28 protein-coding genes are annotated in these 25,092 nt (G+C 66.5%); 21 read left to right on the top strand and 7 right to left on the bottom strand.

Features of this window, described 5'->3' with window-relative positions; genetic code table 11:
* Window positions 1-105: 105 nt before the first annotated feature.
* Window positions 106-1,188: an ABC transporter ATP-binding protein gene (locus tag AC5P9L_RS13560; RefSeq protein WP_010484335.1), complete on the top strand. Its 1,083-nt coding sequence runs from the start codon at window positions 106-108 to the stop codon at window positions 1,186-1,188.
* Window positions 1,189-1,315: 127 nt separating this feature from the next.
* Here the strand turns inward: AC5P9L_RS13560 and ygfZ are convergent, their stop codons facing one another.
* The gene (gene ygfZ, locus AC5P9L_RS13555) at window positions 1,316-2,191 is read right to left on the bottom strand and encodes a CAF17-like 4Fe-4S cluster assembly/insertion protein YgfZ (RefSeq protein WP_262102003.1); all 876 of its coding nucleotides are present in this window, start codon (window positions 2,189-2,191) and stop codon (window positions 1,316-1,318) included.
* 39 nt (window positions 2,192-2,230) lie between these two features.
* Between ygfZ and AC5P9L_RS13550 the strand changes: the two genes are divergently transcribed.
* The 10 genes from AC5P9L_RS13550 to AC5P9L_RS13505 all read left to right on the top strand — a co-directional run bounded on the left by AC5P9L_RS13550 (window position 2,231) and on the right by AC5P9L_RS13505 (window position 9,295).
* Complete coding sequence (locus tag AC5P9L_RS13550) at window positions 2,231-2,401, top strand: DUF1674 domain-containing protein (protein ID WP_005409075.1); 171 nt, start codon at window positions 2,231-2,233, stop codon at window positions 2,399-2,401.
* 56 nt (window positions 2,402-2,457) lie between these two features.
* Window positions 2,458-2,850 carry a succinate dehydrogenase, cytochrome b556 subunit gene (gene sdhC, locus AC5P9L_RS13545; protein ID WP_005409076.1) on the top strand — a complete coding sequence of 131 codons (393 nt, stop codon included), beginning with the start codon at window positions 2,458-2,460 and terminating at the stop codon, window positions 2,848-2,850.
* The gene (gene sdhD, locus AC5P9L_RS13540) at window positions 2,847-3,233 is read left to right on the top strand and encodes a succinate dehydrogenase, hydrophobic membrane anchor protein (protein WP_005409077.1); all 387 of its coding nucleotides are present in this window, start codon (window positions 2,847-2,849) and stop codon (window positions 3,231-3,233) included. The genes sdhC and sdhD overlap by 4 nt, the downstream gene beginning before the upstream one ends.
* A 31-nt stretch (window positions 3,234-3,264) precedes the next feature.
* On the top strand, window positions 3,265-5,055 hold the full coding sequence (gene sdhA / locus AC5P9L_RS13535) for a succinate dehydrogenase flavoprotein subunit (protein ID WP_005409078.1): 1,791 nt from the start codon (window positions 3,265-3,267) through the stop codon (window positions 5,053-5,055).
* A 66-nt stretch (window positions 5,056-5,121) separates the two neighbouring features.
* Window positions 5,122-5,907: a succinate dehydrogenase iron-sulfur subunit gene (locus AC5P9L_RS13530; RefSeq protein WP_005409079.1), complete on the top strand. Its 786-nt coding sequence runs from the start codon at window positions 5,122-5,124 to the stop codon at window positions 5,905-5,907.
* 97 nt (window positions 5,908-6,004) lie between these two features.
* Window positions 6,005-6,253, top strand: a complete 249-nt coding sequence (locus tag AC5P9L_RS13525; protein WP_049406791.1) for an FAD assembly factor SdhE — start codon at window positions 6,005-6,007, stop codon at window positions 6,251-6,253.
* A complete protein-coding gene (locus AC5P9L_RS13520) occupies window positions 6,204-6,653 on the top strand; it encodes a hypothetical protein (RefSeq protein WP_227415665.1) in 450 nt (149 codons plus the stop codon). The genes AC5P9L_RS13525 and AC5P9L_RS13520 overlap by 50 nt, the downstream gene beginning before the upstream one ends.
* 23 nt (window positions 6,654-6,676) lie before the next feature.
* Window positions 6,677-7,918, top strand: a complete 1,242-nt coding sequence (locus AC5P9L_RS13515; RefSeq protein ID WP_005409082.1) for a lipoprotein-releasing ABC transporter permease subunit — start codon at window positions 6,677-6,679, stop codon at window positions 7,916-7,918.
* Window positions 7,911-8,624: a lipoprotein-releasing ABC transporter ATP-binding protein LolD gene (gene lolD / locus AC5P9L_RS13510; protein WP_005409083.1), complete on the top strand. Its 714-nt coding sequence runs from the start codon at window positions 7,911-7,913 to the stop codon at window positions 8,622-8,624. The genes AC5P9L_RS13515 and lolD overlap by 8 nt, the downstream gene beginning before the upstream one ends.
* A 221-nt stretch (window positions 8,625-8,845) precedes the next feature.
* Window positions 8,846-9,295 carry a DUF6491 family protein gene (locus AC5P9L_RS13505; RefSeq protein WP_049460200.1) on the top strand — a complete coding sequence of 150 codons (450 nt, stop codon included), beginning with the start codon at window positions 8,846-8,848 and terminating at the stop codon, window positions 9,293-9,295.
* 74 nt (window positions 9,296-9,369) lie between these two features.
* Here AC5P9L_RS13505 and AC5P9L_RS13500 read toward each other — a convergent pair whose 3' ends face one another.
* The 3 genes from AC5P9L_RS13500 to ftsY all read right to left on the bottom strand — a co-directional run bounded on the left by AC5P9L_RS13500 (window position 9,370) and on the right by ftsY (window position 12,170).
* Window positions 9,370-9,639, bottom strand: coding sequence for an oxidative damage protection protein (locus tag AC5P9L_RS13500; protein ID WP_005409085.1), 270 nt, complete (start codon window positions 9,637-9,639; stop codon window positions 9,370-9,372).
* A 5-nt stretch (window positions 9,640-9,644) separates the two neighbouring features.
* Complete coding sequence (gene mutY, locus AC5P9L_RS13495) at window positions 9,645-10,769, bottom strand: A/G-specific adenine glycosylase (protein ID WP_227415666.1); 1,125 nt, start codon at window positions 10,767-10,769, stop codon at window positions 9,645-9,647.
* A gap of 84 nt (window positions 10,770-10,853) precedes the next feature.
* On the bottom strand, window positions 10,854-12,170 hold the full coding sequence (gene ftsY, locus AC5P9L_RS13490; protein WP_114618652.1) for a signal recognition particle-docking protein FtsY: 1,317 nt from the start codon (window positions 12,168-12,170) through the stop codon (window positions 10,854-10,856).
* A 129-nt stretch (window positions 12,171-12,299) separates the two neighbouring features.
* Here ftsY and AC5P9L_RS13485 point away from each other — a divergent pair, with 129 nt between their 5' ends.
* On the top strand, window positions 12,300-12,599 hold the full coding sequence (locus tag AC5P9L_RS13485) for a hypothetical protein (RefSeq protein ID WP_114618653.1): 300 nt from the start codon (window positions 12,300-12,302) through the stop codon (window positions 12,597-12,599).
* 139 nt (window positions 12,600-12,738) lie between these two features.
* On the opposite strand, the gene htpG is transcribed toward AC5P9L_RS13485, so the two are convergent.
* Complete coding sequence (gene htpG, locus AC5P9L_RS13480) at window positions 12,739-14,631, bottom strand: molecular chaperone HtpG (RefSeq protein ID WP_111193469.1); 1,893 nt, start codon at window positions 14,629-14,631, stop codon at window positions 12,739-12,741.
* Between the two features lie 628 nt (window positions 14,632-15,259).
* Here htpG and rsmD point away from each other — a divergent pair.
* The 6 genes from rsmD to AC5P9L_RS13450 all read left to right on the top strand — a co-directional run bounded on the left by rsmD (window position 15,260) and on the right by AC5P9L_RS13450 (window position 20,093).
* Complete coding sequence (gene rsmD / locus AC5P9L_RS13475; protein ID WP_308150307.1) at window positions 15,260-15,856, top strand: 16S rRNA (guanine(966)-N(2))-methyltransferase RsmD; 597 nt, start codon at window positions 15,260-15,262, stop codon at window positions 15,854-15,856.
* Between the two features lie 26 nt (window positions 15,857-15,882).
* Window positions 15,883-16,392 (top strand): pantetheine-phosphate adenylyltransferase, encoded by a 510-nt coding sequence (gene coaD / locus AC5P9L_RS13470; protein ID WP_005409091.1) that lies wholly within the window; start codon window positions 15,883-15,885, stop codon window positions 16,390-16,392.
* Window positions 16,393-16,452: 60 nt separating this feature from the next.
* The gene (locus AC5P9L_RS13465; protein WP_005409092.1) at window positions 16,453-16,944 is read left to right on the top strand and encodes a hypothetical protein; all 492 of its coding nucleotides are present in this window, start codon (window positions 16,453-16,455) and stop codon (window positions 16,942-16,944) included.
* Between the two features lie 132 nt (window positions 16,945-17,076).
* Window positions 17,077-17,358: a YfhL family 4Fe-4S dicluster ferredoxin gene (locus AC5P9L_RS13460; RefSeq protein WP_495230638.1), complete on the top strand. Its 282-nt coding sequence runs from the start codon at window positions 17,077-17,079 to the stop codon at window positions 17,356-17,358.
* Window positions 17,355-19,085 carry a gamma-glutamyltransferase gene (gene ggt / locus AC5P9L_RS13455; RefSeq protein ID WP_227415833.1) on the top strand — a complete coding sequence of 577 codons (1,731 nt, stop codon included), beginning with the start codon at window positions 17,355-17,357 and terminating at the stop codon, window positions 19,083-19,085. Before AC5P9L_RS13460 ends, ggt begins: the two co-directional genes overlap by 4 nt.
* A 120-nt stretch (window positions 19,086-19,205) precedes the next feature.
* The gene (locus AC5P9L_RS13450) at window positions 19,206-20,093 is read left to right on the top strand and encodes an MBL fold metallo-hydrolase (protein WP_005412984.1); all 888 of its coding nucleotides are present in this window, start codon (window positions 19,206-19,208) and stop codon (window positions 20,091-20,093) included.
* A gap of 307 nt (window positions 20,094-20,400) precedes the next feature.
* On the opposite strand, the gene AC5P9L_RS13445 is transcribed toward AC5P9L_RS13450, so the two are convergent.
* Window positions 20,401-20,694, bottom strand: coding sequence for a PsiF family protein (locus AC5P9L_RS13445; protein WP_005412985.1), 294 nt, complete (start codon window positions 20,692-20,694; stop codon window positions 20,401-20,403).
* A 60-nt stretch (window positions 20,695-20,754) separates the two neighbouring features.
* Here AC5P9L_RS13445 and AC5P9L_RS13440 point away from each other — a divergent pair, with 60 nt between their 5' ends.
* Together AC5P9L_RS13440 and AC5P9L_RS13435 are read left to right on the top strand one after the other, a co-directional pair.
* Window positions 20,755-21,180 (top strand): ArsR/SmtB family transcription factor, encoded by a 426-nt coding sequence (locus AC5P9L_RS13440; protein WP_227415832.1) that lies wholly within the window; start codon window positions 20,755-20,757, stop codon window positions 21,178-21,180.
* Window positions 21,161-21,640: an SRPBCC family protein gene (locus AC5P9L_RS13435; protein WP_099484008.1), complete on the top strand. Its 480-nt coding sequence runs from the start codon at window positions 21,161-21,163 to the stop codon at window positions 21,638-21,640. The genes AC5P9L_RS13440 and AC5P9L_RS13435 overlap by 20 nt, the downstream gene beginning before the upstream one ends.
* Window positions 21,641-21,703: 63 nt before the next feature.
* On the opposite strand, the gene upp is transcribed toward AC5P9L_RS13435, so the two are convergent.
* Complete coding sequence (gene upp, locus AC5P9L_RS13430; RefSeq protein WP_005409099.1) at window positions 21,704-22,336, bottom strand: uracil phosphoribosyltransferase; 633 nt, start codon at window positions 22,334-22,336, stop codon at window positions 21,704-21,706.
* Window positions 22,337-22,552: 216 nt separating this feature from the next.
* Here upp and AC5P9L_RS13425 point away from each other — a divergent pair, with 216 nt between their 5' ends.
* Window positions 22,553-25,087, top strand: coding sequence for a TonB-dependent receptor (locus tag AC5P9L_RS13425; RefSeq protein WP_219625174.1), 2,535 nt, complete (start codon window positions 22,553-22,555; stop codon window positions 25,085-25,087).
* The last annotated feature ends 5 nt before the right edge of the window (window positions 25,088-25,092 follow it).

Raw genomic sequence — 25,092 nt, 5'->3', positions numbered from 1 at the left:
TGCAGTGCTCGCCGTCATGCCGCAAGCGCGCAATCATCACTGCCATCGGGAGGGCCGAGGCAGTCCCAAAAGACAGCCCGGCTTCGGGCGGACCGGATAGGTGATATGGCAAAAGTGCAGTTGCAGGGTGTGCGCAAGGTCTATGACAACGGCCAGGTCGCGGTGAAGGACGCCAGCTTCGAGGTCGCCGATGGCGAGCTGATGGTGCTGGTCGGTCCGTCCGGCTGTGGCAAGTCGACCCTGCTGCGGATGGTGGCTGGCCTTGAAGAAATCAGCGGCGGCACGCTGACCATCGGTGATCGCGTGGTCAACGACGTGGCGCCGAAGGATCGCGACATCGCGATGGTGTTCCAGAGCTACGCGCTGTATCCGCACATGACCGTGGCCGAGAACCTGGCCTTCGGCCTGAAGCTGCGCGGGCATGACAAGGCGACCATCGACAAGCGCATCGCCGAAGCGGCGCAGACGCTGGGCCTGACGGAGATGATGGACAAGCTCCCCAAGGCGATGTCCGGCGGCCAGCGCCAGCGTGTTGCGCTGGGCCGGGCGCTGGTGCGCGAGCCGGCGGTGTTCCTGCTCGACGAACCGCTGTCCAATCTGGATGCCAAGCTGCGCCACAGCGTGCGCACCGAAATCGCGCAGCTGCATCGCAAGCTGGGCACCACCATGATCTACGTGACGCACGACCAGGTTGAAGCGATGACCCTGGGCCAGCGCATCGTGGTGCTGAAGGACGGCATCATCCAGCAGATCGATACGCCGATGGCGCTGTACGACCGCCCGGCCAACCTGTTCGTGGCGGGTTTCCTCGGCAGCCCGGCGATGAACGTGCTGCGTGGCACGCTGCAGGGCGATGCCGGTGGCGTGACCGTGGTCGACGGCGAATGGCGTGCACCGCTGGGCCAGGCCACGATCGATCCGGCGTGGTTGCAGAAGCCGATCGCGGTGGGCGTGCGGCCGGAGCACCTGCAGCCGGCGGCCGCCGATGATGCGCATGCGTTCACTGCGCGCATCGAAGGCATCGAGCCGGTCGGCAACGAGATCTTCGTCAACCTCAGCAGTGGCCAGCATGCGCTGACCATGCGCGTGGCGCCGCAGGCGCTGCCGGCGGTGGGCGAACAGATCCGCGTGGCGATCCACCCGCAGGGGTTGCATTTCTTCAACCCGGAAACCGGCGAGCGCCTGTAAGGGGTAGGGCCGGCCGCTGGTCGGCAGCCTCAACCGTGCTTGGTTGCCGGCCAGCGGCCGGCACTACCATTTCAGGCGTGTGGACCAACGGTCCGCACCCACCAGTGCAGATCCCCACCAACCTGCTTCAGCGCGCCAACCCATCCAGCAATGGCACGCGCTGCGCGATGGCATCACCCACCTGCAGGTCAGCATCACCCGCCTCCAGTGGCAGCACCGCCAGCGCCAGGTCGCCGGCCACGCAGGCGATCGTGCCCAGCGCCGCGCCGTCCTGCTGCACGCCATCGCCGGCCTGCGCCGGTGCTGCGGCATGCAGCAGCTGCACCGCGCGCTTGGCCTTGCCGAGGAAGTGGGTGCGCGCGACGATTTCCTGGCCGGGATAGCAGCCCTTCTTCACGCTGTAGCCGTTCAGGCGGTCCAGACCCAGCTGCTGCGGGGTCCACACCTCGCGCTGGCCTTCTTCCAGCCGCGGCAGCCCGTAGCGCAGGTCGGCCTGGCGCCAGGCGAGGGCGAAAGCGGCCTCATCGGTTTCGCTGCCGGCCGCAAAGGCATCGGCGGCGCCAATGCGCAGGGTGCGCGGCAGGGCATCGCTGCCCAAATCCAGTTCCCAGCCATCACCTGCGGCCTGCGCAATCGCAGCGCCGCTGGCGGCCTCGGGCGCAGTGAACGCCCCGGCCGCCGCCAGATCGTCGCGCACCAGCACCTTGACCTTGCGGCGGAACACGAAGCGCTGCAGTTGCGACGCAATCGCATCGGCATCGCCATCCGCCAGCACCAGCATCAGGTGGTCGTCGGCCAACCGCAGCAGCTGGAACACCGCCAGGGTGCGGCCCTTGGCGCTCAACCAGGCACTCCACTGCCAGTGCAGCAGGGGCAGGGCGGAGACATCGCTGCTGAACTGGGCGTGGGCAAAGACAGCCGCATCCGGGCCCTGCAGGCTCAGCAGCTGGTGGCCGGGCAGGCGCGGATATCCGACGAAAGCAGGGGGCAGGTTGTCAGGCACGTGAACGAGGTCTAAAATTTGTGCGTTGCGAGACCGAACATGATAGGCCAAACAACCCCCACTCCCGACGACGAATCTGAAGCCCCGCTGGTCCCCGCGGCACCCGTGCCCGTGGAACAGGAAAAAGCAGAGGAATTCGGCGGCCGCGGCGGACTTGATCCGGTGCGGTATGGCGATTGGGAGAAAAACGGACGCTGCATCGATTTCTGATCAGCATTGAGCCAACGCGGCCGTGTGCCGCCCAGCCGAGACAACGAGCCCAGCGAATGGCGACCAGACAACGCCCACTTTCCCCGCACCTTCAGGTGTATCGCTGGCAGATTCAGATGGCCACCTCGATCCTGCATCGAGCCACTGGCGTCTTTCTGTCTGTTGGTGCCCTCATCATCGCCGCCGGCCTGCTGGCCCTGATGATGGGGCCCGAGTCCTGGAACTGCTTCACCGGCCATGCCGGGGCCTGGTATGGCCGCGTGTTCCTGTTCGCGTGGACATGGTCGTTCGCCTATCACCTGTGCAATGGCATCCGCCACGTGGTGCAGGACTTCGCTATCGGCTTCAGCATCCCCGCCTTCATCCGCAGCAGCTGGCTGTCGGTCACCGGCAGCCTGGTGATCACCCTGCTGGTGTGGGCCTATGTGATGTTCGGAGGTGCCGCGTGAGCAAGTTCCGTACCCCGCTGAAGAATGTGCGCGGCCTTGGCTCGGCCAAGACCGGCACCGAGCACTTCGTGCACCAGCGCCTGACCGCCGCCGCGCTCGTGGTGCTGGGCATCTGGTTCCTGGTCTTCGTGCTGGGCCTGCTGGGCTCGGACTACGCGACCGCCGCCGCCGCCGTGGCCAAGCCGTGGAACGCAGTGCCGCTGATCGGCCTGCTGATCGCCATGTTCTGGCACGCGCAGCTCGGCATGCAGGTCGTGCTGGAAGACTACATCCACGAATCGCTGCTGGCCCTGGTGCTGCAGACCGCGGTGAAGTTCGTCGCCGTGCTCGGCATGATCGTCAGTGTGTTTGCGGTGGGCCGCATCGCCCTCGGCGTTGCCTGAGCCCAGGCACCAACACAGGAATCCAGATTAGATGTCCGCTTACAAGATCACCGAACACAAGTACGACATGGTCGTGGTCGGCGCCGGCGGCGCCGGCCTGCGCGCCACGTTCGGCCTGGCCGCCAAGGGCCTGCAGACCGTGTGCCTGACCAAGGTCTTCCCGACCCGTTCGCACACCGTTGCCGCCCAGGGCGGTATCTCGGCCGCACTCGCCAACATGGGCGAGGACGACTGGCGTTACCACTTCTTCGATACCATCAAGGGGTCGGACTGGCTGGGCGACCAGGACGCCATCGAGTACATGTGCCGTGAGGCCATCCCGGCCATCATCGAGCTCGAACACTACGGCGTGCCGTTCTCGCGCACCGCCGAAGGCAAGATCTACCAGCGTCCGTTCGGTGGCATGACCACCAAGTACGGCGAAGGCCCGGCGGCGCAGCGTACCTGCGCGGCGGCCGACCGTACCGGCCACGCGATGCTGCACACCCTGTACCAGCAGTCGCTGAAGCACGATGCGCGCTTCATGATCGAGTACTTCGCGCTCGACCTGATCTTCGACGACGAAGGCGCCTGCCGCGGCGTGCTGGCCCTGGACATGTCCGACGGCACCCTGCACCTGTTCCGCGCCCAGGGCGTGGTACTGGCCACCGGCGGCTACGGCCGTGCCTACTTCAGCGCCACCTCGGCGCACACCTGCACCGGCGACGGTGGCGGCCTGGCCATGCGTGCCGGCATTGCCATGCAGGACATGGAGTTCGTGCAGTTCCACCCGACCGGCATCTACGGCGCCGGCTGCCTGATCACCGAGGGTGTCCGCGGTGAAGGTGGCATCCTGCGCAACAGCAGCGGCGAGCGCTTCATGGAGCGCTACGCGCCGCACTACAAGGACCTGGCCTCGCGCGACGTGGTCAGCCGTTCGATGACCATCGAGATCCGCGAAGGCCGCGGCGTCGGCGAGCACAAGGACCACATCCTGCTCGACCTGACCCACCTCGGCCCGGGCGTGATCGACGACAAGCTGCCGGGCATCGCCGAAAGCGCCCGCATCTTCGCTGGCGTCGACGTGCACAAGCAGCCGATCCCGGTCATCCCGACCGTGCACTACAACATGGGCGGCATCCCGACCAACTACCACGGCGAAGTGGTGCAGAAGGTCGGCGACAACGACAATGCCGTGGTGCCGGGCCTGTACGCCATCGGTGAAGCGGCCTGCGTGTCCGTGCACGGCGCCAACCGACTGGGCTCGAACTCGCTGCTGGACCTGGTGGTGTTCGGTCGTGCGGTGGCCAACCGCTGCGCCGAGACCATCAAGCCGGGCGCATCGCACAAGCCGCTGCCGGCCGATGCCTGCGACAAGGCGCTGGGCCTGCTGGACAAACTGCGCCACGCCAACGGCGATACCCCGACCTCGGTCATCCGCGATCGCATGCAGCGCACCATGCAGGCCGACGCGGCCGTCTTCCGCACCAGCCAGACGCTGAAGGAAGGCTGCGAGAAGATGGACAAGATCTTCGACTCGTTCCAGGACGTGAAGGTCTCCGACCGTTCGCTGGTGTGGAACTCGGACCTGATCGAGACCTACGAGCTGAACAACCTGCTGCTCAACGCGGTGGCGACGATCAACTCGGCCGAACAGCGCAAGGAAAGCCGTGGTGCGCATGCGCATGAGGACTATCCGGACCGCGACGACGTCAACTGGCAGAAGCACACCCTGGTCAGCGTCGACGAGAAGGGCAAGTGCAGCTTCGACTACCGTCCGGTGCACATGTACACGTTGACCGACGACGTGTCCGTGGTGCCGCCGAAGCCGCGCGTGTACTGATCCGACCCCGCCTACCATGCAATCCGCGCCCAAGGGCGCGGGCCGCCTGAGCCAACGAGAGCAGCCATGGCCGAGTTTTCACTCCCCAAGAATTCCAAGATCACGAAGGGCAAGCACTTCCCCGTCAAGAACGGCGGGAAGAACGTGCGCACCTTCAAGATCTACCGCTGGAGTCCGGACGACGACAGCAACCCGCGCACCGATACCTATGAAGTTGATCTGGACGCCTGTGGCCCGATGGTCCTGGACGCCCTGATCAAGATCAAGAACGAGATCGACCCGACCCTGACCTTCCGCCGCTCCTGCCGCGAAGGTATCTGTGGTTCGTGCGCGATGAACATCGATGGCACCAACACCCTGGCCTGCACCCGAGCCATCTCGGACTGCGGCAAGAAGGAAGTGCCGATCTACCCGCTGCCGCACATGAACGTGGTCAAGGATCTGGTTCCGGACCTGACCCACTTCTACGCGCAGTACGCCTCGATCAAGCCATGGATCCGCACCCAGACCCCGGCACCGCCGGACCGTGAGCGCCTGCAGTCGCCGGAAGACCGCAAGAAGCTGGACGGCCTGTACGAGTGCATCCTGTGCGCCTGCTGCTCGACCAGCTGCCCGAGCTACTGGTGGAACGGCGAGCGTTACCTGGGCCCGGCGATCCTGCTGCAGGCCTATCGCTGGATCATTGACTCGCGCGATGAGGACACCGGTGCGCGCCTGGACGATCTGGAAGATCCGTTCAAGCTGTACCGCTGCCACACCATCATGAACTGCGCCCGGACCTGCCCGAAGGGCCTGAACCCGGCACTGGCGATCGCCGAGATCAAGAAGCTGATGATGGAACGCCGCGCCTGATACGGTCCGGCTGTACCCGGTAGAGCCACGCCATGCGTGGCTACACCTCCCAGCAGAGCCACGCCATGCGTGGCTTTGCTGCATCTGGAGAAACACGATGGAAGAAGACGTTCTGCTGAAGAAGCTGCGCTGGCGCTGCCGCCGCGGCATGCGCGAGCTGGACCAGCTGTTCGGCCGTTACCTCGACCACGAATGGAGCACTGCGCCGACCGAGGAGCGCGAGGTTTTCCTGTTCCTGCTCGACTGCGAGGACGATAAGTTGTGGCGCTGGTTCATGGGCTACGAGGCCTGCCCGCATGCGCACGCAGTCCCCCTCATGCAGAAGATCCTCGCCCTCAAGCCTTGAGTGGCGGCCCTCACGGCTGCAGGCCGCCGCCCAGCTGGCGGTGCTGCTGGCCGCGCCCTGGCTGCTGCGCGCATCGGATCTACCGCCCCGGCTGCTGACGCCCGCGGTGTTGCTGGCCTGGGGCATCGGGTTGGCCGAACTGGCCTGGCGCCAGCGCAGGCCGCGCGTGCAGGTGCTTCTGCCGGTACCGCCCGAGCCGCTGCAGGTGGCCGGGCAGGACGTCGATGCACCACAACTGGTCGTGCGTGGGCCATGGCTGTTGTTGCTCTGGCGTGAGGATCGGCGCCGCCGGCGCCTGCTGTTCTGGCCCGATGTGCTCGATTCCAGGCAGCGACGTGAACTGCGACTGGCCGTGGCCGCACGCGGCGTTTCCCGTCGGCCCCGGTCGATGGCACCATAAGCTGAATTGACCGGCGTGCCTGCATGTTCAAACCCATTCCCGTGGCCATCGGCCTGCGCTACCTGCGCGCCAAGCGCCGCAACGGCTTCATCTCCTTCATCTCGATGGCATCGATCCTGGGCATCGCGCTCGGCGTTACGGTGCTGATCACCACCCTGGCGGTGATGAGCGGTTTCCAGAAGGAAATCCGCAGCCGCCTGCTGCAGATGACCGCGCACACCACCATCAGCCGCGACGGCGAGCCGATGCCGGACTGGATGCGCGTGGTGGACGTCGCCCGCAAGGACCCGCGCGTGGCCGGTGCCGCGCCGTACATCGAGATCCAGTCGATGATCAGCGGCCCGCGCGTGCAGGGCGCGATCATCCAGGGCATCGATCCGGCGCTGGAGCCGAAGGTGTCGGTGATCGACAAGAAGGTCACCAAGGGCAGCTATGACAGCCTCAAGCCGGGCAGCTTCAACGTGCTGCTGGGCAAAGAACTGGCGGTCTGGCTGGGCGTGGACGTTGGCGACCAGGTGCTGGTGACCTTTGCAGAAGTGCAGGGCACGCCTGCTGGCGCAGTGCCGCGGATGAAACGCTTCACCGTCAGCGGCATCTTCGAGGCCGGCTACAACGAGGTCGACCGCGGCGTCGGCTTCGCCAACATGCAGGACCTGGAGCGCGTGCTGCGTTCCGATGGCGCTACCGGCGTGCGGCTGAAACTGCACGACATGGACCGCTCGCTGGAAGTGGGCGTGGACCTGGCGCAGAGCCTCGGCGGCGCGTACCGGGTAAGTGACTGGACCCAGCAGAACGCCAACCTCTACCACTCGCTGCGCATGGAGAAGGTAGTGATGGGCATCCTGCTGTCGCTGATCATCGCCATGGGCGCTTTCAACCTGGTGTCGTCGCAGGTGATGCTGGTCACCGACAAGCAGGCCGACATCGCCATCCTGCGCACCCTTGGCCTGACTCCGGGCGGGGTGATGCAGGTGTTCATGGTGCAGGGTTCGCTGATCGGCATCTTCGGCACGCTGGCCGGCCTGATCGGCGGCATCACCCTGACCCTCAACCTGGAGCGCATCCTCGGCGCCATCGAGAGCGTGTTCAACGTCAAGCTGCTGCCGGAGGATGTGTACTACATCACCGGCCTGCCGACCGACATGCAGACCGGCGACGTGGTGGCGATCACCGTGGTCGCGCTGCTGATGAGCTTCCTGGCCACCCTGTATCCCGCCTGGCGGGCAGCACGCACCCAGCCGGCGGAGGCCCTGCGTTATGAATAAGGTCTTCAACCGCGGCGACGAAGTGATCCGCGCCGAAGCACTGGGCAAGACCTACGCCGAAGGGCGCATGCAGACCCCGGTGTTCGATGGCCTGGACCTGACCGTGACCGCCGGCGAGACGGTGGCGATCATCGGTGCCTCCGGCGCCGGCAAGAGCACGCTGCTGCACCTGCTGGGCGGCCTGGACATTCCAACCGCCGGCGAGGTCTACGTGACCGGGCAGCGCATGTCGGCGCTGTCGGATACCGCGCGCGGTCTGCTGCGCAACCAGGCGCTGGGCTTCGTCTACCAGTTCCATCACCTGCTGCCGGAGTTCACCGCGCTGGAAAACGTGATGATGCCGGTACTGCTGGCTGGCACTGCGGTAGCAGAAGCGAGCAGCCGGGCCACCACGCTGCTGGAAGCGGTGGGCCTCGGCCACCGCCTGGATCACAAGCCGGGCGAGCTGTCTGGTGGTGAGCGGCAGCGTGCTGCGGTGGCGCGGGCACTGGTCAATCACCCTGCCTGCGTGCTGGGTGACGAGCCGACCGGCAACCTGGATGACCGCACGGCCGCGACGGTGTTCGAGCTGATGCTGGAACTGAATCGTGCGCGTCACACCAGCCTGGTGCTGGTCACCCATGACCGCAGCCTGGCGCGCCGCCTCGACCGGGTGCTGGAGCTGCGCGAAGGGCGCTTGCACGCACTGGCCCACGCGGACGTCTGAGGCGCCGGGGCCGCTTTGGTGGAAGCCGACCCTGGTCGGCTGCGCCTGCAGGGCAGGCGCCAACCAAGGTTGGTGACTTCCGGAATCCGGGGCCTTGGGTCTGCTTTGGTAGAGGTCGGCCTTGGTCGACCGCCGACCAGCGCCTGAATGGGGCTGTCGGTCGTCGCGCCGCCGTTGCCGGCCCGGGCGCATGATGGCGACAGTTCCCCGAGGAGATCGCCATGAAGACCCCGTTCCTGGTGGCCGGACTCTGCCTGGCGCTGGCCGCGTGTGCGACCACTGGCCGGCTCAGCAGCGCCGATAAGCTTGACCTGTACCGTGCCCATGCCGGTGCGCCGCAGAACGACATGCAGTTCTTCGGCACCCTCAATGGCTGGACCGAGCTGGGTGACAGCGCGCTTGCGGTATGGACGCGTCCCAGCGAGGCCTACCTGCTGGAGTTGAGGGGGCCCTGCCAGGACCTGCCATATGCCACCGCCATCGGCCTGACCAGCCAGATGAATCGTGTTTCGGCGCGTTTCGACAAGGTGCTGGTGCGCGACCCTACCGGCGGCCCGCGCCTGCCGTGCTTCATCGACAGCATCCGCAAGCTGGATGTGAAGGCACTACGCGCTTCCGAGCAGGAGCTGCGCCAGGCGCAGGTGCAGGAGCGCGAGGAAAACACGAAATAGCGCGGTCGTGCCGGCCGCTGGCCGGCATCGCGCAGATGCCAGGTTGCCGGCCAGCGCCCGGCACTACCTGTGCGTCAGGCTTCCGGAGTGAAGCCGGCCGGCTTTTGCGCGTCCTTCTCGAACAGGAACTTGACCAGTTCGCCTTCAAGGAACGCGCGATGTTCCGGCGTACGCGGCGACAGGCGGTTCTCGTTGATCAGCATGGTCTGGTGCGCCAGCCACGCAGCCCAGGCCTGCTTGCCGATGTTGTTGAAGATGCGCTGGCCCAGCTCGCCGGGGTAGGGCACGAAGTCCAGGCCCTCGGCATCGCGTTGTTCGTACTGGCAGAAGACGGTTCGGGGCATGGCACTCACTCGTGGTTGCGGGGTTTCTTGGAAGTTCGTTTTGGCGTCTTGATCGTCGCGCCGTCGAGCAGTTTGCGGATCGGCGCGGGCAGGCCCAGCGCGGGCAGTTCATCGTAGGCGACCCAGCGCAACGTGGGTTCTTCCACGCGCAGGCCCTTCACTTGGCGCGACAGTACCTGCAGGTGCAGCCTGTAGTGACTGAAGGTGTGCTGCAGCACTGGCAGCTCCTCGGCGTCTTCCAGCGAACCTTCAACATGCGCATCGAACCAGTCCTGCAGGTCGCTGCCGGCCTCGGCCTGCGGCAGCGTCCACAGCTGCGCCCAGATGCCGGTGTCCGGCCGCTTCTGCAGCAGCACGCGCTGCTGGGGGTCGCGCAGCAGCAGGGCCACTGCTTCGCGCTCGGGCAGGGTCTTGCTGGGCTTGGGCGTGGGTAGTTCAGCGGTGCGGCCTTCGCGGCGCGCCACGCACGCGTCCTGCAGCGGGCAGATCACGCAGGCGGGTCTGGCGCGGCTGCACACGGTCGCGCCCAGGTCCATCTGCGCCTGGGTGTAATCGGCCATGCGCCCGGCCGGCACCTGCGCCACGTGCGCCTCGGCGATCGCCCACAACTGCTTCTCGATGGCCGGAAGGCCCGGGAAGCCGTCGATGCCGTGGTAGCGGCTGAGCACCCGCTTGACGTTGCCATCGAGGATCGCGAACGGGTCGTTCCAGGCCTGGCTGAGGATCGCACCGGCGGTGCTGCGGCCGATGCCGGGCAGGGCATGCAGCGCGTCGAAGTCACGTGGCAGGTCGCCGTCGTGCAGTTCCACGCAGCGCTTGGCTGCCGCGTGCAGGTTGCGTGCGCGGGCGTAGTAGCCGAGCCCGGCCCACTGCGCCATCACCGCGTCATTGCCGGCGGCGGCGAGGTCGGGCAGGGTCGGGAAGTGCTGCAGGAACCGCTGGAAGTACGGGATGACCGTACTCACCTGGGTCTGCTGCAGCATGATTTCCGACAACCAGACCCGATAGGGGCTGCGCGGATGCTGCCAGGGCAGGTCGTGGCGGCCGTGGTCGTCGAACCAATGCAGCAGGTGGGCGACGAAGTCGTCGGTCTGCGTGGTTCCGGCGCTGGCGTGCGGCTGGCGGGGCATCGGTATTCCGGAGGTGGGCAGCCACCGATGGGGTGGCTCTACCGGGCTGCAGTAGAGCCACGCCAAGCGTGGCTGCACGGTCTATCAGGCACCCAGCGCTTCGGGCAGCAGGGCGTCAACGAAGGCTTCCGGATCGAACACGCGCAGGTCTTCCGGGCGCTCACCGATGCCGGCGAAGCGGATTGGAATGCCGAACTCGCGGGCCAGCGCGAACACCACGCCGCCCTTGGCAGTGCCGTCCAGCTTGGTCACCACCAGGCCGGTCACGTTCACCGCAGCGTTGAACTGGCGCAGCTGCGACAGCGCGTTCTGGCCGGTGGTGCCGTCGATCACCATCAGTACTTCGTGCGGTGCAGTGGCGTCGATCTTGCCGAGCACGCGGCGGATCTTGCCCAGCTCGTTCATCAGGCCGGACTGGGTGTGCAGGCGGCCGGCGGTATCGGCGATCAGCACCGAGGTGCCGCGGGCCTTACCGGCCTGCAGCGCATCGAATGCCACCGAAGCGGCATCGGCGTTCTGCCCTTGGGCGACCACGGCCACGCCGTTGCGCTCGCCCCAGGCCTGCAGCTGCGCGACGGCGGCGGCGCGGAAGGTGTCGCCGGCGGCCAGCATCAGGCTGTGGCCTTCATCCTTGAAACGCTTGGCCAGCTTGCCGATGGTGGTGGTCTTGCCAACGCCGTTGACGCCGACGGTCAGCACCACGAAGGGCTTGGCGTTGCGGTCGATCACCAGCGGCTTGGCCACCGGCTGCAGGATCGCGATCAGCTCGGCACGCAGCGCGGCCAGCAGCGCATTTGCATCTGCGAACTCGCGCGACTTCATGCGCTTGCGCAGGCCCTCGACCAGGTCGGTGGTGGCACCCACGCCGACGTCGGCGGTGATCAGGGCGGTTTCCAGCTCGTCCAGCAGGTCGTCGTCGAGTTTTGGGTTGCGCGAGAACAGGCCACCGAAGCTGCGCGCGATGACGCTGTTGCGCAGGCGTTCGCGCCAGCCGGGCTTGCCGGAAGGTGCCGGAGCAGCGTCGACCGAGGCGGCAGCAGGCAGGTCGTCGGTGACCGGTGCCGGGGTGGGCTCGGGCACCGGTGCGGGTGCCGGTTCGATGGCCGGGGTCGCGATGGGGGCGACGTCGATCTGCGCCGTGGGCGCAGGAGCTGCCGGAACCGGTGCGGCTGGGGCCGGAATCACCGGGGTGGGCTCGACAGCGACCGGAACGGCGACTGCCGGGGGCGGCTCGACCGGTGCACGCTCGGCCGGTACGGCTACCGGTGCCGGCTCCTTGTCCTCGGCCGGTGCGGCCGACGGAAACGCCGCCGCCAGCTCTTCAGCCGAGTAGTGCTGGGTCTTGGGTGCCTCCGTTGCGGGGGCATCCTGGGGCTTCTTGCGGCGGAAAAAACTGAGCATTGGCAAAAGGCGCTGAAATCAGAGGGATATGCTACCACTCAGGCCTGTCGGGCCGATGTGGACTCAAGGTCGCGGCCGGCCGGCCGTTAACCGGTCCGGAGGGCTGCGCAGGGCGGTCCGGAGACCGCCATGAACAACGTGATGGGAATCGCCCTCGGCGGGATGCGTGCGGCCCAGCAGGGCGTGCAGGTGGCCGCGCACAACGTGGCCAACCTGGCGACTCCTGATGCCCAGCGCCTGCAGCTGCAACGCAGTACGCTGGAGCAGGGCGGGGTGCAGGCCGCGGTGACCCCTACCGGCACCGATGTCAGTGCACCACTGGGTGATCTGCTGGCAGCGAAAGCCGAGGTGGTGGCTTTCGCTTCCAACGCCGCGGTGATCCGACGCCAGGACCAGATGCTCGGCTCGCTGCTGGATCGCGAGGCCTGAACCCGCTCGCCAGGTGCCAACCGCCGCCTGTGGTGGGTGCCAACCTTGGTTGGCACGCTCGATCCGCCCTGGCAGGTGCCAACCAAGGTTGGCCTCTACCAGAGCATCGCCGGGCCATGCCCGGCGGCCACCTTGTCGATCAGGCCGACAGCTCCAGCAGCAGCTTGTTCAGACGCGCCACATAGGCGCCCGGATCCTTCAGGCTGTCGCCGGCGGCCAATGCAGCCTGGTCGAACAGCACCCGGCCCAGATCGTCGAAACGCGCGCCATCGGCTTCAGCATCCAGCTTGGCGATCAGCGGATGGCCCGGGTTGATCTCCAGCACCGGCTTGCTGTCCGGCACCTTCTGCCCGCTGGCTTCCAGGATCTGGCGCATCTGCAGGCCCAGGTCCTGTTCGCCGATGGCCAGCACCGCCGGCGAATCGGTCAGGCGGTGCGAGACGCGCACGTCGGCCACGTCATCGCCCAGCACCGTCTTCAGTCGCTCGACCAGGCCCTGCTTGTCCTTGGCCGCTGCTTCCTGTTCCTGCTTGTCCGCTTCGGTTTCCAGCACGCCCAGGTCGAGGTCGCCGCGGGCGATGTCGACGAAGCCCTTGCCGTCGAAATCGGTCAGGTAGCCCATCAGCCACTCGTCTATGCGGTCGGTCAGCAGCAGCACTTCCACGCCCTTCTTGCGGAACACTTCCAGGTGCGGGCTGTTGCGCACCTGGCTGTAGCTCTCGCCGGTCAGGTAGTAGATCTTGTCCTGGCCTTCGGCCATGCGGCCGAGGTAGTCAGCCAGCGACACGTTCTGCGCATCGCCGTCGCCACGGGTGGAGGCGAAGCGCAGCAGGCCGGCCACCTTCTCGCGGTTGTTGTAGTCCTCGGCCGGGCCTTCCTTCAGCACCTGGCCGAATTCCTTCCAGAACGTGGCGTACTGCTCCGGCTTGTCTGTGGCCAGCTTTTCCAGCATGTCCAGCGAGCGCTTGGTCAGCGCGGCCTTCATCGAATCGATGACCGGGCCGGACTGCAGGATCTCGCGCGAGACGTTCAGCGACAGGTCGTTGGAATCGACCACGCCCTTGATGAAGCGCAGGTACAGCGGCAGGAACTGCTCGGCCTGGTCCATCACGAACACGCGCTGCACGTACAGCTTCAGGCCCTTGGGGGCATCGCGGTGATACAGGTCGAACGGCGCGCGGCCGGGCACGTACAGCAGCGAGGTGTATTCCAGCTTGCCTTCGACCTTGTTGTGGCTCCATGCCAGCGGATCGCTGTGGTCGTGTGCCACGTGCTTGTAGAACTCGGTGTACTCGGCGTCGCTGATCTCGGTGCGCGGGCGGGTCCACAGCGCGCTGGCGCGATTGACGGTTTCCCATTCGACCGCGGCGCCTTCTTCGCCACCTTCCTTCGGCATCTGGATCGGCAGGCCGATATGGTCCGAATACTTCTTGAGGATGCCGCGCAGGCGCCAGCCATCGGCGAAGTCGTGCTCGCCGTCCTTCAGGTGCAGCACGATGCGGGTGCCGCGCTCGGCCTTGTCGATGGTGGCCACTTCGAAATCGCCTTCGCCGCGCGAGGTCCAGCGCACGCCTTCGCCTGCAGCCAGGCCGGCGCGGCGCGAGGTCACTTCCACTTGGTCTGCAACGATGAAGGCACTGTAGAAGCCGACGCCGAACTGGCCGATAAGCTGCGAATCCTTTTTCTGGTCGCCGGACAGCTGGCGCAGGAAATCGCCGGTGCCGGACTTGGCGATCGTGCCGAGGTGGGCAATGGCCTCGGCGCGGCTCATGCCGATGCCGTTGTCTTCGATGGTGATGGTGTGGGCGGCGGAGTCGAAGCTGACGCGCACGCGCAGCTCGCTGTCACCTTCAAGCAGGGCCGGCTGGGTCAGGGCTTCGAAGCGCAGCTTGTCGGCAGCGTCAGCGGCGTTGGAGACCAGCTCGCGCAGGAAGATCTCCTTGTTGGAGTACAGCGAGTGGATCATCAGCTGCAGCAGCTGCTTGACTTCGGTCTGGAAGCCAAGGGTTTCGGTCTGGGTGGTCTCGGTCATCGATAGGGCTCCATGTGCAATGCCGCGCCAGCGCGTGCGGCCTCGCCAAGGGGTATGGCTGATTGTCCCGAAATCAAGGGGTTGGTCGGCAGGGCTTGCAGCCCTGCACCTGCAGAGGCCGAAGCAACAGCAACAGCAACAGCGGGCTATCCGTGGGATGGCGGGGCGGTGTGGGTTGGCAGGACACGCCGTAAACCCGTCCCTGGGGGCTCGATGGCGCCATCCATGGCGCCAACGGTCCTGCCAACCCACACCGCCCCGCCTCTGACAGGTTCACGCGGCTGTTGGCAGGTGTCGACCTTGGTCGACACATCTGTCAGATATCGATACATCAAATGGGGTCAGATCCGTTTTCCGCAGGAAAACGGATCTGACCCCAAGAGACCTTCCGGCAGATCGCAGGAAACTGTCGAAGGCGGGGTGGGGCAGGTTGTGGGGGTGTCCGCGGCATGGATGCCGCGGCCAAGCCCCCATGGACGGGTTTACGGCGTCCCCCACAACCTGGCCCACCCCGCCTACCCACAGGGAACCAGCTTTTGCCGTTGCTCTGGCTGTTGCTTCGGTCTCTGCGGGTTCCGGGCGCCGCCCGGACGACTACAATCCCGCTCATGCTGAATTTCTTGAATACATCCCGCCGGGGGCGCCTGTGAGCGGCCGTGGGAGCAATGACGGCCAGGTCCGCATCATCGGCGGTCGCTGGCGCAATACCCGCCTGCCGGTGCCGACCCTGCCGGGGCTGCGGCCCAGCAGTGACCGCGTGCGCGAGACCCTTTTCAACTGGTTGATGCCCAGACTGGGCGGCGCGCGGGTGCTGGACCTGTTCGCCGGCAGTGGCGCGCTGGGCCTGGAGGCGGTCTCGCGCGGTGCCGCCCACGCCACCCTGGTCGAGCGCGACGCGCAGCTGGGACGCAATCTGACCGCGGCCGTGGCCAAGCTCCAGGCCGCCGACCAGATCACCGTGGTGCAGGCCGATGCCCTGCGCTGGCTGCAGGGCGCGCCCGCGCAGCAGGCCGATCTGGTCTTCATCGACCCGCCGTTCGCCGATGGCCTGTGGCAGGACGTGCTGGCGCAGCTGCCGCGGCACCTGGCCGCCGATGCCTGGCTGTACCTGGAATCGCCGGCCGGCCACGTGCCGGTGCTGCCGCCGGACTGGCTGCTGCACCGCGAGGGCGGCACCCGCGAGGTGCGCTTTGCCCTGTACCGCCGCGCCACTGCTACACTTTGACCTCATCTGAACATCTGCATCCGCCCATGACCGTGGCCAACCGCCGCATTGCCGTCTATCCCGGCACGTTCGACCCGATCACCAACGGTCATATCGACCTGGTCAGCCGGGCCGCGCCGCTGTTTGAAAAGGTCGTGGTGGGCGTGGCGCAGAGCCCGTCCAAGGGCCCGGCGCTACCGCTGGAGCAGCGCGTGCAGCTGGCGCGTGGCGCACTCGGCCACCATGGCAACGTCGAGGTCATCGGCTTCGACACCCTGCTGGCCCATTTCGTCCGTTCGGTCCAGGGTGGGGTGCTGCTGCGCGGCCTGCGCGCGGTGTCCGACTTCGAGTACGAGTTCCAGATGGCCAGCATGAACCGCCACCTGATCCCCGAGGTCGAGACCCTGTTCCTGACCCCGGCCGAGCAGCACAGCTTCATTTCGTCCTCGCTGGTCCGCGAGATCGCGCGCCTGGGCGGCGACGTGTCCGGCTTCGTGCCGGCCGCGGTGCTCGAAGCCCTGCGCAAGGTCCGCGAAGCGAAGGCGGCACAGTCGTAAGCCCCGCTGTACCCGCACCCCATTACGTACAACACCACGCACCATTCCGGGAGGAAACCCATGAACACCACCATGCGCGCGATGCTGATCGCTTCGTTGGCCCTGGCCTTCACCGCCTGCAAGAAGGAAGAGGCCGCTCCGGTCGACGAGGCCAAGCAGGCTCTGGTCGCCCCGGCCAAGGATGATGATGCAGGCTGGAAGAAGTACCTGCAGGAAGTGGCCATCCAGAACATGGGCAATATCACCAACAGCCCGTTCCTGTACTACCTCTCGCCGGAATCGGACCCGGACTTCCAGGCCAAGTACGAGCGCCAGACCGAGAGCGCGACCCAGGCCGTGGCCCGTGGCGTGCAGCCGGGCAACATGCTGGCCTTCGGTTCGTCGGCCTCGGGCAAGATGGCTGACATGATCCAGGCCGTGTTCAAGGACGTGTCGCCGGATTCGATGAAGGGCGTGCGCGTCGTCTTCATCGGCCAGTCGGCCGACAACGCCCGCGTGCAGGCTGCCATCCAGCCGACCGGTGCCGAGTACATTTTCGTCGAAGCCAAGTAAGACCGAGCCATGGCGGCCATGCTCCGGCATGGCCCGGGCGGCGTCCTGCAAGGGCGCCGCTGATGACCTGACCGGCCCGCGCGCCCGCGCTGGCCGGTCCTTTGTCCCAGGGCGCGGGCGAGGAGTATCGCCGTGTCGCTGAAAATCAACGAGCTCTGCGTCAACTGCGACGTATGCGAGCCGGCCTGCCCGAACCAGGCCATTGCGATGGGTGAAACCATCTACGTGATCGACCCTGCGCGCTGCACCGAATGCGTGGGTCATTTCGACGAGCCACAGTGCGTGGTCGTCTGCCCGGTCGAGTGCATCGATCCGGACCCGGAGATCGTGGAAACGGAAGACCAGCTGCTGGCCAAGCTGCACCAGCTGCAGCACGATCACCCCGAACTCTATGCGGAGCCCCCATCCGAATGAAGACGCTGATCGTCCGCCGCCTGTTGCTGCTCGGCCTGCTGCTGAGCCCGATTGCCTGGGCCGACAGCCCGGCCCGTGCCGAGCGCCCCGACGGCGCGGCCATTGCCAGCGGCCACGCGCTGGCCACCCAGGCCGGCATCGACATCCTGGCGCAGGGCGGCAACGCCTTCGACGCCGCGGTGGCGGTATCGTCCACGCTGGCGGTGGTCGAGCCGATCAGTTCCGGGCTGGGTGGCGGTGGCTTCTTCCTGCTGCACGACGCGGCCACCGGCAAGGACGTGATGCTGGACGCGCGCGAGACCGCGCCGGCCGCGGCAACGCCGCAGGCCTTCCTCGACAAGCAGGGCAACCTCGACCGTGACCGCTCGGTCAACGGTGCGTGGTCGGCCGGTATTCCGGGCCTGCCTGCGGCGCTGGTCGAGCTGTCGGCCAAGCACGGCAAGCTGCCGCTGTCTGCATCGCTGCAGCCGGCGATCCGCATCGCGCGCGAAGGCTTCCCGGTCTACGACCGCATGGCCAAGGGCTATGCCTCTCGCCGTGAGGTGATGGAGCGCTATCCCGGCACCCGTGAGGTCTACCTGCGCAACGGCAAGCCGATCACCAGCGGTGACCTGTTCAAGCAGCCGGAGCTGGCACAGACGCTGGAGCGCTTGGCCGCAGGTGGCTTCGATGGCTTCTACAAGGGCCAGACCGGAAAGCTGTTGCTGGCCGGCGTGAAGCAGGCCGGCGGCCAGTGGACCGCTGAAGAGCTGGCCGGCTATCGCGTGAAGCAGCGCGAACCGATCGTGTTCAACTACAACGGCTGGAAGATCACCACCGCTCCGCCGCCGTCGTCCGGTGGCATCGCGCTGGCCAGCATGCTGCAGATCCTGGAAGGCTGGGACATCAACAAGATGGACCCGGCGCACCGCACCCACCTGGTGGTGGAGTCGATGCGCCGTGCCTACCGCGACCGCACCTTCTTCCTCGGCGATCCGGACTTCGTGCAGATCCCGCAGAAAGTGCTGACCAGCAAGGACTACGCACAGGGCCTGCGGGCGACCATCCATCCGGAGAAGGCCACGCCCAGCGACCTGCTGTCGGGCAACCCGACGCCGCTGGAAGACGACGAGACCACGCACTTCTCGATCATCGACCGTGACGGCAACCGGGTCGGCGCGACCCAGACCGTCAACCTGCTGTACGGCTCGGGGCTGATTCCGAAGGGCACCGGCGTGCTGCTGAACAACGAGATGGACGACTTCGCGCTGAAGCCGGGCACGCCCAACGCGTTCGGCGTGATGGGCTACGAGGCCAATGCGCCGAAGGCGGGCAAGCGCATGCTCAGCTCGATGACCCCGACCTTCATGGAGAACGCCGACAAGGTGGTGGTGCTGGGCACCCCGGGTGGCAGCCGCATCATCACCATGGTGCTGCTGGGCATCCTCGGCTACGACGCCGGCCTGGACGCGCAGCAGGTTGCCGCGCTGCCGCGCTACCACCACCAGTGGTTGCCGGACCTGATCGAAGCCGAGGACGATGCATTCGACGCGGCCACGGTGAAGCAGCTGCAGGCGATGGGTCACAAGATCGACCTGCCGGGCAATGTGGCCGCCGGGGGCCGCGGGTCCAGCCACGTGTGGGGCAACCTGCAGACCGTGGAATGGGACCGGAAGGCCAACAAGCTGTTTGGCGGCAGCGACCCGCGCAACCCGGTGGGCAGCGCCCTGGTCGTGCCGGCACGCTGATCCGGTCGTGCCGGCCGCTGGCCGCCAATCTGGCTGTTTACCGAAACCCCGCCCTCGACGGCGGGGTTTTCTGTTTCCTTTCTAGCGATTATTTAACGAGCCGGCGCCGATAATCGACACATGAAACTCTGGTCTATTCGTGGAAACTCGCAGCGCCTCGACGGCGGCGCGATGTTCGGCAACGCGCCGCGCGCGTTGTGGGAAAAATGGGCGGCACCGGACGAGCTCAATCGCATCGAGCTGGCCTGCCGTGCGCTGCTTGCCAGCCCGCTGGAAGGCAAGACCGTGCTGTTTGAAACCGGTATCGGGGCGTTCTTCGATCCGCGCATGCGTGAGCGCTATGGCGTGCAGGAAAGCCAGCACGTACTGATCGATTCGTTGCGCGAAGCAGGTTTCGAGCACGAGGACATTGATGTCGTCGTGCTCAGCCACCTGCATTTCGATCATGCCGGTGGCCTGCTGGCGGCATGGAGCGAAGGGCGTGAGCCGGAACTGCTGTTCCCCAATGCGACCTATGTGGTCGGTGCGCAGCATTGGCAGCGCGCCATGCAGCCGCATCCGCGCGACCGTGCCAGCTTCATTCCGGAGCTGCCTGGCCTGCTGCAGGCCAGCGGTCGCCTGGAAGTGGTGGACGGCGAGTATTCGAAGGTTCTGGGTCGCAGCGTTCGCTTCAGCTACAGCGATGGCCACACGCCGGGGTTGATGCTGGCCGAGATCGTCGGCCACGCGCACGCCGGCGAAGATGCGCACGGCGGGGTGGTGTTCTGTGCCGACCTGATCCCGGGGCGCTCATGGGTACACGTGCCGATCACCATGGGCTACGACCGCAATGCCGAGCTCCTGATCGACGAGAAGCGGCAGTTCCTTGAGGACAAGCTGGCGCGCAACGTGCATCTGTTTTTCACCCACGACCCGCAGGTGGCGCTGGCGCAGCTGGGTCGCGATGACAAGGGGCGTTTCGTGACCCTGCACGAGCAGGGTGAACTGAAGGCGCGCGCGCTGGGGTGACGGGTGTTCGGCAGGGCTGCTCCCTGCACCTGCAGAAGCCGAAGCAAGATCAAGAACGGCATTCCGTGGGATGGCGGGGCGGTGTGGGTGGTCAGGACACGCCGTAAACCCATCCATGGGGCTCGATGGCGCCATCCACGGCGCCTGCCCACCCACACCGCCCCCACCTCTGACAGGTGGCCGGTGGCTATTGGTGGGTGCCGACCGTTGGTCGGCACATCTGTCAGATATCGATATTCAAATGGGGTCGAATGCCATTGCTGTGCAACGGGCTCTGCCCCCATTCGATTGAACTGGACGAGCGATGCTACGACGCCTTCAGGCAGCTGCTCATGAAGGTCTTGCGCGCGTCACCGGCCAGCTTCTTGGCACCCGCGTCAGCATTGCACTTGCGCATGCGTTCCTGTTGCGCGTTGGCCGGCTTGGCTTCGGCAGCGTGGCCACTGAGGCAGGAACTCTGCGCGGTCTTGTAGGCGTCACCCTTCAAGCCCTTGTTCTTGGCCGAGCAGTCGGCCATGCGCTGCTGCTGCGGCGTGGTGGCATTGGCAGCCAGGGGCAGGCCGACCAGCAGGACAGCGGCCAGCAGGAAAGAAGCTTTCATCGAGAGCACTCCAGGCGGTGGCGGGTGCGCGGAGCATTGGCCTGCAGGCAGCAAGGCCACGTGAAGAATCGTGCCTCGGCAGCGACCGCTTGCAGGGGCATTCAGATCGGCGTATTACTTAGCCAGATGGGTAAGTATGATCCCGCCATTCAAGACGTGTTCCAGGCACTGGCCGACCCCACCCGATGCGCGATCGTGGCGGCGCTGGGGCAGGGGCCGCGCACGGTGTCGACCTTGGCCGAGCCTTTTGAGATGGCCTTGCCCTCGCTGATGAAGCATCTGGCCGTGCTGGAGCGCAGTGGCGTGGTGCGCAGCCGCAAGCAGGGGCGTGTACGCACCTGCGAACTGGTGCCGGAACGGTTGGGCCAGGCCGAGCAATGGCTGGCCGCGCAGCGCGTCGTGTGGGCAGCGCGCGCCGACCGCATGGTCGAGTTTGTCGAAACCCTTCACCGACAGGAGCAGGCCCATGGCCGTAGACGCAGGTAGCAACCCCGAGAACGATCTGGTCATCAGTCGCGTACTGAACGCACCGCGCGCCGCCCTGTGGCGGGCGTGGACCGACCCGGAGCTGCTGCGCCAGTGGTGGTGCCCGAAGCCGTGGTCCACCGAAGTGCGTGCCTTCGACCTGCGCCCGGGCGGCGCCTTCCACACCTTCATGCAGGGCCCCGACGGCGGCAGCAGTGACAACCCGGGCAGCTTTCTGGAGATCGTGCCGCAGCAGCGTCTGGTGTTCACCTCGATGCTGGGCCCGGGCTGGCGGCCGCAGTCACCGTGGCTGGGCTTCACCGCCATCATCTCGATGGAGGATGAGGGCCAGGGCTGTCGTTACACCGCGCAGGTGATGCACCCGAACAAGGCCCTGCGCGACCAGCATGAGCAGATGGGCTTCTTCGACGGCTGGAACACCGTCATCGGCCAGCTGGAAGCGTTCGCGGCCGGCCTGTAGGCCGGCATCCGGGGTGGGGTCAGAGCCCATTCTGCGAAAGGGATCTGACCCCGGTTCACCGGATCAACCGACGCGGGTACCGAAGATGCGGTCACCGGCATCGCCCAGGCCGGGCAGGATGTAGCCCTTGTCGTTGAGCTGGGCATCGATGGCCGCGGTGTAGATTTCCACGTCCGGATGCACGGCCTTGACTGCTTCGATGCCTTCCGGCGCGGCCACCAGGAAGATGCCCTTGATGCGGCGGGCGCCGGCACGCTTGAGCATGTCGATGGTGGCGATCAGGGTGCCGCCGGTGGCCAGCATCGGGTCCAGGATCAGCGCGTCGCGCTCTTCCAGGCGGCCGGTCAGGCGCTCGAAGTAGGGCACCGGCTGCAGGGTTTCCTCATCGCGCTGCAGGCCGACCACGCTGACGCGTGCCGCCGGGATCAGCGACAGCACGCCGCTGAGCATGCCCAGGCCGGCGCGCAGGATCGGCACCACGGTGATCTTGGCGCCGGCGATGCGCTGCACGGTGACCGGACCGGCCCAGCCGGGCAGGGTGTGAGGCTCGGTGTCCAGGTCGGCGGTGGCCTCGTAGGCCAGCAGCGTGCCGAGCTCGTTGGCCAGTTCGCGGAAATCCTTGGTGCTGAGCGCAGCGTTGCGCATCAGGCCGATCTTGTGCTGCACCAGCGGGTGGCGCACTTCGACGATCTTCATGGTCGGGAAGGGGGATAAGGAGAGAGGACGCCATTTTGCCGGATTGGGCGCCCAACCCCAAACCGGGGCCGGAGACGGCCTGCATGAAATGTGCAGATGCATGTCATTGCCATGCAACCTTGCGGACATACCGTGCAGACCCATTCTTAACAGGAATGGGGATTCCCAGTGCATATCAAGACTCCGTTGGCCGTTGCCATCACCCTGACCCTGGCGATGGGGGCTGCTGCACCACTGCAGGCCGCCGGGCAGCAGGCGGTCGCCGCCACCGGTGCAGTGGCCGCCGATGCGGTCGACCTGGACCGCATTGAAGTGCGCGCCCAGCTTGAATCGCAGATCCGCGCGGTGGACCTCAAGCGCAGCAGCAACGCCATCGAGGATGCGGTGTCGTCCGACGCGCTGGGCCAGTACCCGGACAAGAACGTGGCCGAGTCGCTGCAACGCCTGCCGGGCATCAGCGTGACGCGCGACCAGGGCGAGGGCCGCTACGTGGTCGTGCGCGGACTGGATGCCAACCTCAACAGCGTCAGCGTCGACGGCATCGCCATCGGCACACCGGACAACTCCAGCCGCGCCGCACCGATGGACGTGATCCCGTCCGATTCGACCGAGCGCCTGCGCGTGGTCAAATCACCGACCCCGGACATGCCGGGCGACGCCATTGGCGGCGCGATCCTGGTCGAGACCGCCTCGGCGTTCGACCGCGAGGGCCGCAGCCTGCGTGGCAAGATCGAAGGCAGCCACCAGCAGCTTTCGGGCGAGACCAGCCCGAAGGCCGCTTTCAACTACAGCGAAGTGTTCAACGACACCTTCGGCATCGCCGCCGGCGTGAACTACCAGAAGCGGACGTTCGAATCGGACAACAGCGAAGTGGAGTACGGTGATGTCAGCGGGAACAAGGATCCGACCACCACCCGCCCGGGCGAAATCACCGCGCTGAACCTGCAGAACCGCAAGTACGAGATCGAGCGCAAGCGCATCGGCGCCAACCTCAATTTCGACTGGCGCCCGAACGAGGACAGCCGTTACTACCTGCGCACGCTGTACAGCCAGTTCGACGATGCCGAAACCCGCCAGCGCGTGATCTTCAACTTCAACAGCGCCGACATGATCGCCACCGGCACCGACCAGTATCGACTTGCCGGCATGCCGAAGGATTCGATCGACAAGCGCATGCGCTACCGGACCAAGGAAGAGAACACCTTCGCCGCCAGCCTGGGTGGCGAGAACAAGCTGACCGACGCAGTACTGGACTACAAGATCGGCTATACCCGCACCGAAGAACGCGTGGACGACGAGATCGAATCGCGCTTCAAGCTCAACGGCAAGGCCTTCAATGGCACGCTGGACCAGCGCAGTCGCCTGCCCACCTACACCTTCGACAACGACCAGTGGCTGGACAACGCCAACTACAAGTTCGACCGTGTGGTGGCCAAGCCGAAGAAGGTGGACGACGAGGAGCGCAGCGCGCAGGTCAATATCCGCTTCGACGGCGACAACAGCAGCTACAAGTTCGGCCTGCTCGGGCGCTGGCGCGACCGTGACGTGAATGTCGATGAGGCGTCGCTGCGCGTGGGTCCGGCGATCAAGCTCAGTGACTGGACGACCGGCTCGCCGGAACATCGCCACGGCCCGATGGGGCAGGGCATGGACTCATCGGCGATGCGCAGCTACTGGTCGCAGCACGGTGGCGAATACAGCGCGCGTCCGCAGGATGTCGGTGGCAACGCCGCGACGTCTCTGGAAGGCGACTACACCGCGCGCGAAGACGTGTTCGCCAGCTATGCGATGGGCACCTGGGACATCGGTGCGCTGCGCGTGATCGGCGGCGTGCGTGTGGAGAACACCCGCTTCAGCGCCACAGGCAATCGCGTGGACGTGGCCAAGGACGGGCGCTCCTACACCGCGACCCGGGTCACCGCCAGCAAGAGCTACAACAACGTACTGCCGGGCCTGCACCTGCGTTACGACGCCAGCGACGACTGGGTGTTCCGCTTCGCCGCCAACAAGACGGTGGCGCGCCCGGGCTTCGGCGATGCCTCGCCGCGCATCGGCCTGGCCCGCAACGACAATGAAGTGCGCCTGGGCAACCCGGAGCTGGATCCGTACGAGTCGACCAACATCGACCTGTCGGTGGAGAAGTACATCGGCGAAAGCGGCATCCTCTCGCTGGGCGTGTTCCACAAGTCGATCGACGGCTACATCGTGCAGGTCCGCCAGGCCGGCGCCGACGGCATCTACGACGGCCTGCCGGTGGTGACCTCGGTCAATGGCGACAAGGCCAAGGTGCGTGGCGCCGAGTTCAACTGGCAGCAGCAGCTGTCGTTCCTCCCGGCTGGCTGGGATGGCCTGCTGGTGGGTGCCAGCGGCACCTGGCTGGACACTGATTTCGACCCGGGCCTGGCCAAGCGCGCCGGTGAGGACTTCACCCTGCCGCGCGCCTCGAAGAACGTGTACAGCGCGCACATCGGTTACGAGAAGTACGGCCTGAGCACCCGCGTGGCAGCCGTACACCGCAGCGAGTACCTGGATACCCTTGGTGCCGGCCGTGCCTTCGACATCTACGTAGCGCCGAACACCCAGCTCGACTTCTCGCTTGACTACAGGTTCACTCCGCGCGTGAGCATGTATTTCGAGGCACAGAACCTGCTGGACAAGCCGCTGGAACTGTACCAGGGCACGCGCTCGCGCACCCTGCAGATGGAAGAATATGGCCGCACCTACGCACTGGGCCTGAAGGTGGCACTGTGAGCGGG

The sequence above is a fragment of the Stenotrophomonas sp. YJH_SMC_64 genome (genome assembly GCF_059371375.1).
This window is presented reverse-complemented; position numbering and strand designations above follow the sequence as displayed.

What these genes read in the sequence shown, in the direction of transcription:
- AC5P9L_RS13500 (WP_005409085.1), bottom strand. Translation starts at nt 9,639, where the DNA reads ATGCCCCGAACCGTCTTCTGCCAGTACGAACAACGCGATGCCGAGGGC.
- mutY (WP_227415666.1), bottom strand. Translation starts at nt 10,769, where the DNA reads ATGCCCCGCCAGCCGCACGCCAGCGCCGGAACCACGCAGACCGACGAC.
- AC5P9L_RS13450 (WP_005412984.1), top strand. Translation starts at nt 19,206, where the DNA reads ATGAAACTCTGGTCTATTCGTGGAAACTCGCAGCGCCTCGACGGCGGC.
- AC5P9L_RS13520 (WP_227415665.1), top strand. Translation starts at nt 6,204, where the DNA reads ATGCGCACGCAGTCCCCCTCATGCAGAAGATCCTCGCCCTCAAGCCTT.
- AC5P9L_RS13525 (WP_049406791.1), top strand. Translation starts at nt 6,005, where the DNA reads ATGGAAGAAGACGTTCTGCTGAAGAAGCTGCGCTGGCGCTGCCGCCGC.
- AC5P9L_RS13435 (WP_099484008.1), top strand. Translation starts at nt 21,161, where the DNA reads ATGGCCGTAGACGCAGGTAGCAACCCCGAGAACGATCTGGTCATCAGT.
- ftsY (WP_114618652.1), bottom strand. Translation starts at nt 12,170, where the DNA reads ATGCTCAGTTTTTTCCGCCGCAAGAAGCCCCAGGATGCCCCCGCAACG.
- AC5P9L_RS13465 (WP_005409092.1), top strand. Translation starts at nt 16,453, where the DNA reads ATGAACACCACCATGCGCGCGATGCTGATCGCTTCGTTGGCCCTGGCC.
- AC5P9L_RS13550 (WP_005409075.1), top strand. Translation starts at nt 2,231, where the DNA reads ATGATAGGCCAAACAACCCCCACTCCCGACGACGAATCTGAAGCCCCG.
- htpG (WP_111193469.1), bottom strand. Translation starts at nt 14,631, where the DNA reads ATGACCGAGACCACCCAGACCGAAACCCTTGGCTTCCAGACCGAAGTC.
- AC5P9L_RS13425 (WP_219625174.1), top strand. Translation starts at nt 22,553, where the DNA reads ATGGGGGCTGCTGCACCACTGCAGGCCGCCGGGCAGCAGGCGGTCGCC.
- upp (WP_005409099.1), bottom strand. Translation starts at nt 22,336, where the DNA reads ATGAAGATCGTCGAAGTGCGCCACCCGCTGGTGCAGCACAAGATCGGC.
- ggt (WP_227415833.1), top strand. Translation starts at nt 17,355, where the DNA reads ATGAAGACGCTGATCGTCCGCCGCCTGTTGCTGCTCGGCCTGCTGCTG.
- coaD (WP_005409091.1), top strand. Translation starts at nt 15,883, where the DNA reads ATGACCGTGGCCAACCGCCGCATTGCCGTCTATCCCGGCACGTTCGAC.
- sdhC (WP_005409076.1), top strand. Translation starts at nt 2,458, where the DNA reads ATGGCGACCAGACAACGCCCACTTTCCCCGCACCTTCAGGTGTATCGC.
- AC5P9L_RS13505 (WP_049460200.1), top strand. Translation starts at nt 8,846, where the DNA reads ATGAAGACCCCGTTCCTGGTGGCCGGACTCTGCCTGGCGCTGGCCGCG.
- AC5P9L_RS13485 (WP_114618653.1), top strand. Translation starts at nt 12,300, where the DNA reads ATGAACAACGTGATGGGAATCGCCCTCGGCGGGATGCGTGCGGCCCAG.
- AC5P9L_RS13515 (WP_005409082.1), top strand. Translation starts at nt 6,677, where the DNA reads ATGTTCAAACCCATTCCCGTGGCCATCGGCCTGCGCTACCTGCGCGCC.
- AC5P9L_RS13445 (WP_005412985.1), bottom strand. Translation starts at nt 20,694, where the DNA reads ATGAAAGCTTCTTTCCTGCTGGCCGCTGTCCTGCTGGTCGGCCTGCCC.
- AC5P9L_RS13530 (WP_005409079.1), top strand. Translation starts at nt 5,122, where the DNA reads ATGGCCGAGTTTTCACTCCCCAAGAATTCCAAGATCACGAAGGGCAAG.
- sdhA (WP_005409078.1), top strand. Translation starts at nt 3,265, where the DNA reads ATGTCCGCTTACAAGATCACCGAACACAAGTACGACATGGTCGTGGTC.
- AC5P9L_RS13560 (WP_010484335.1), top strand. Translation starts at nt 106, where the DNA reads ATGGCAAAAGTGCAGTTGCAGGGTGTGCGCAAGGTCTATGACAACGGC.
- lolD (WP_005409083.1), top strand. Translation starts at nt 7,911, where the DNA reads ATGAATAAGGTCTTCAACCGCGGCGACGAAGTGATCCGCGCCGAAGCA.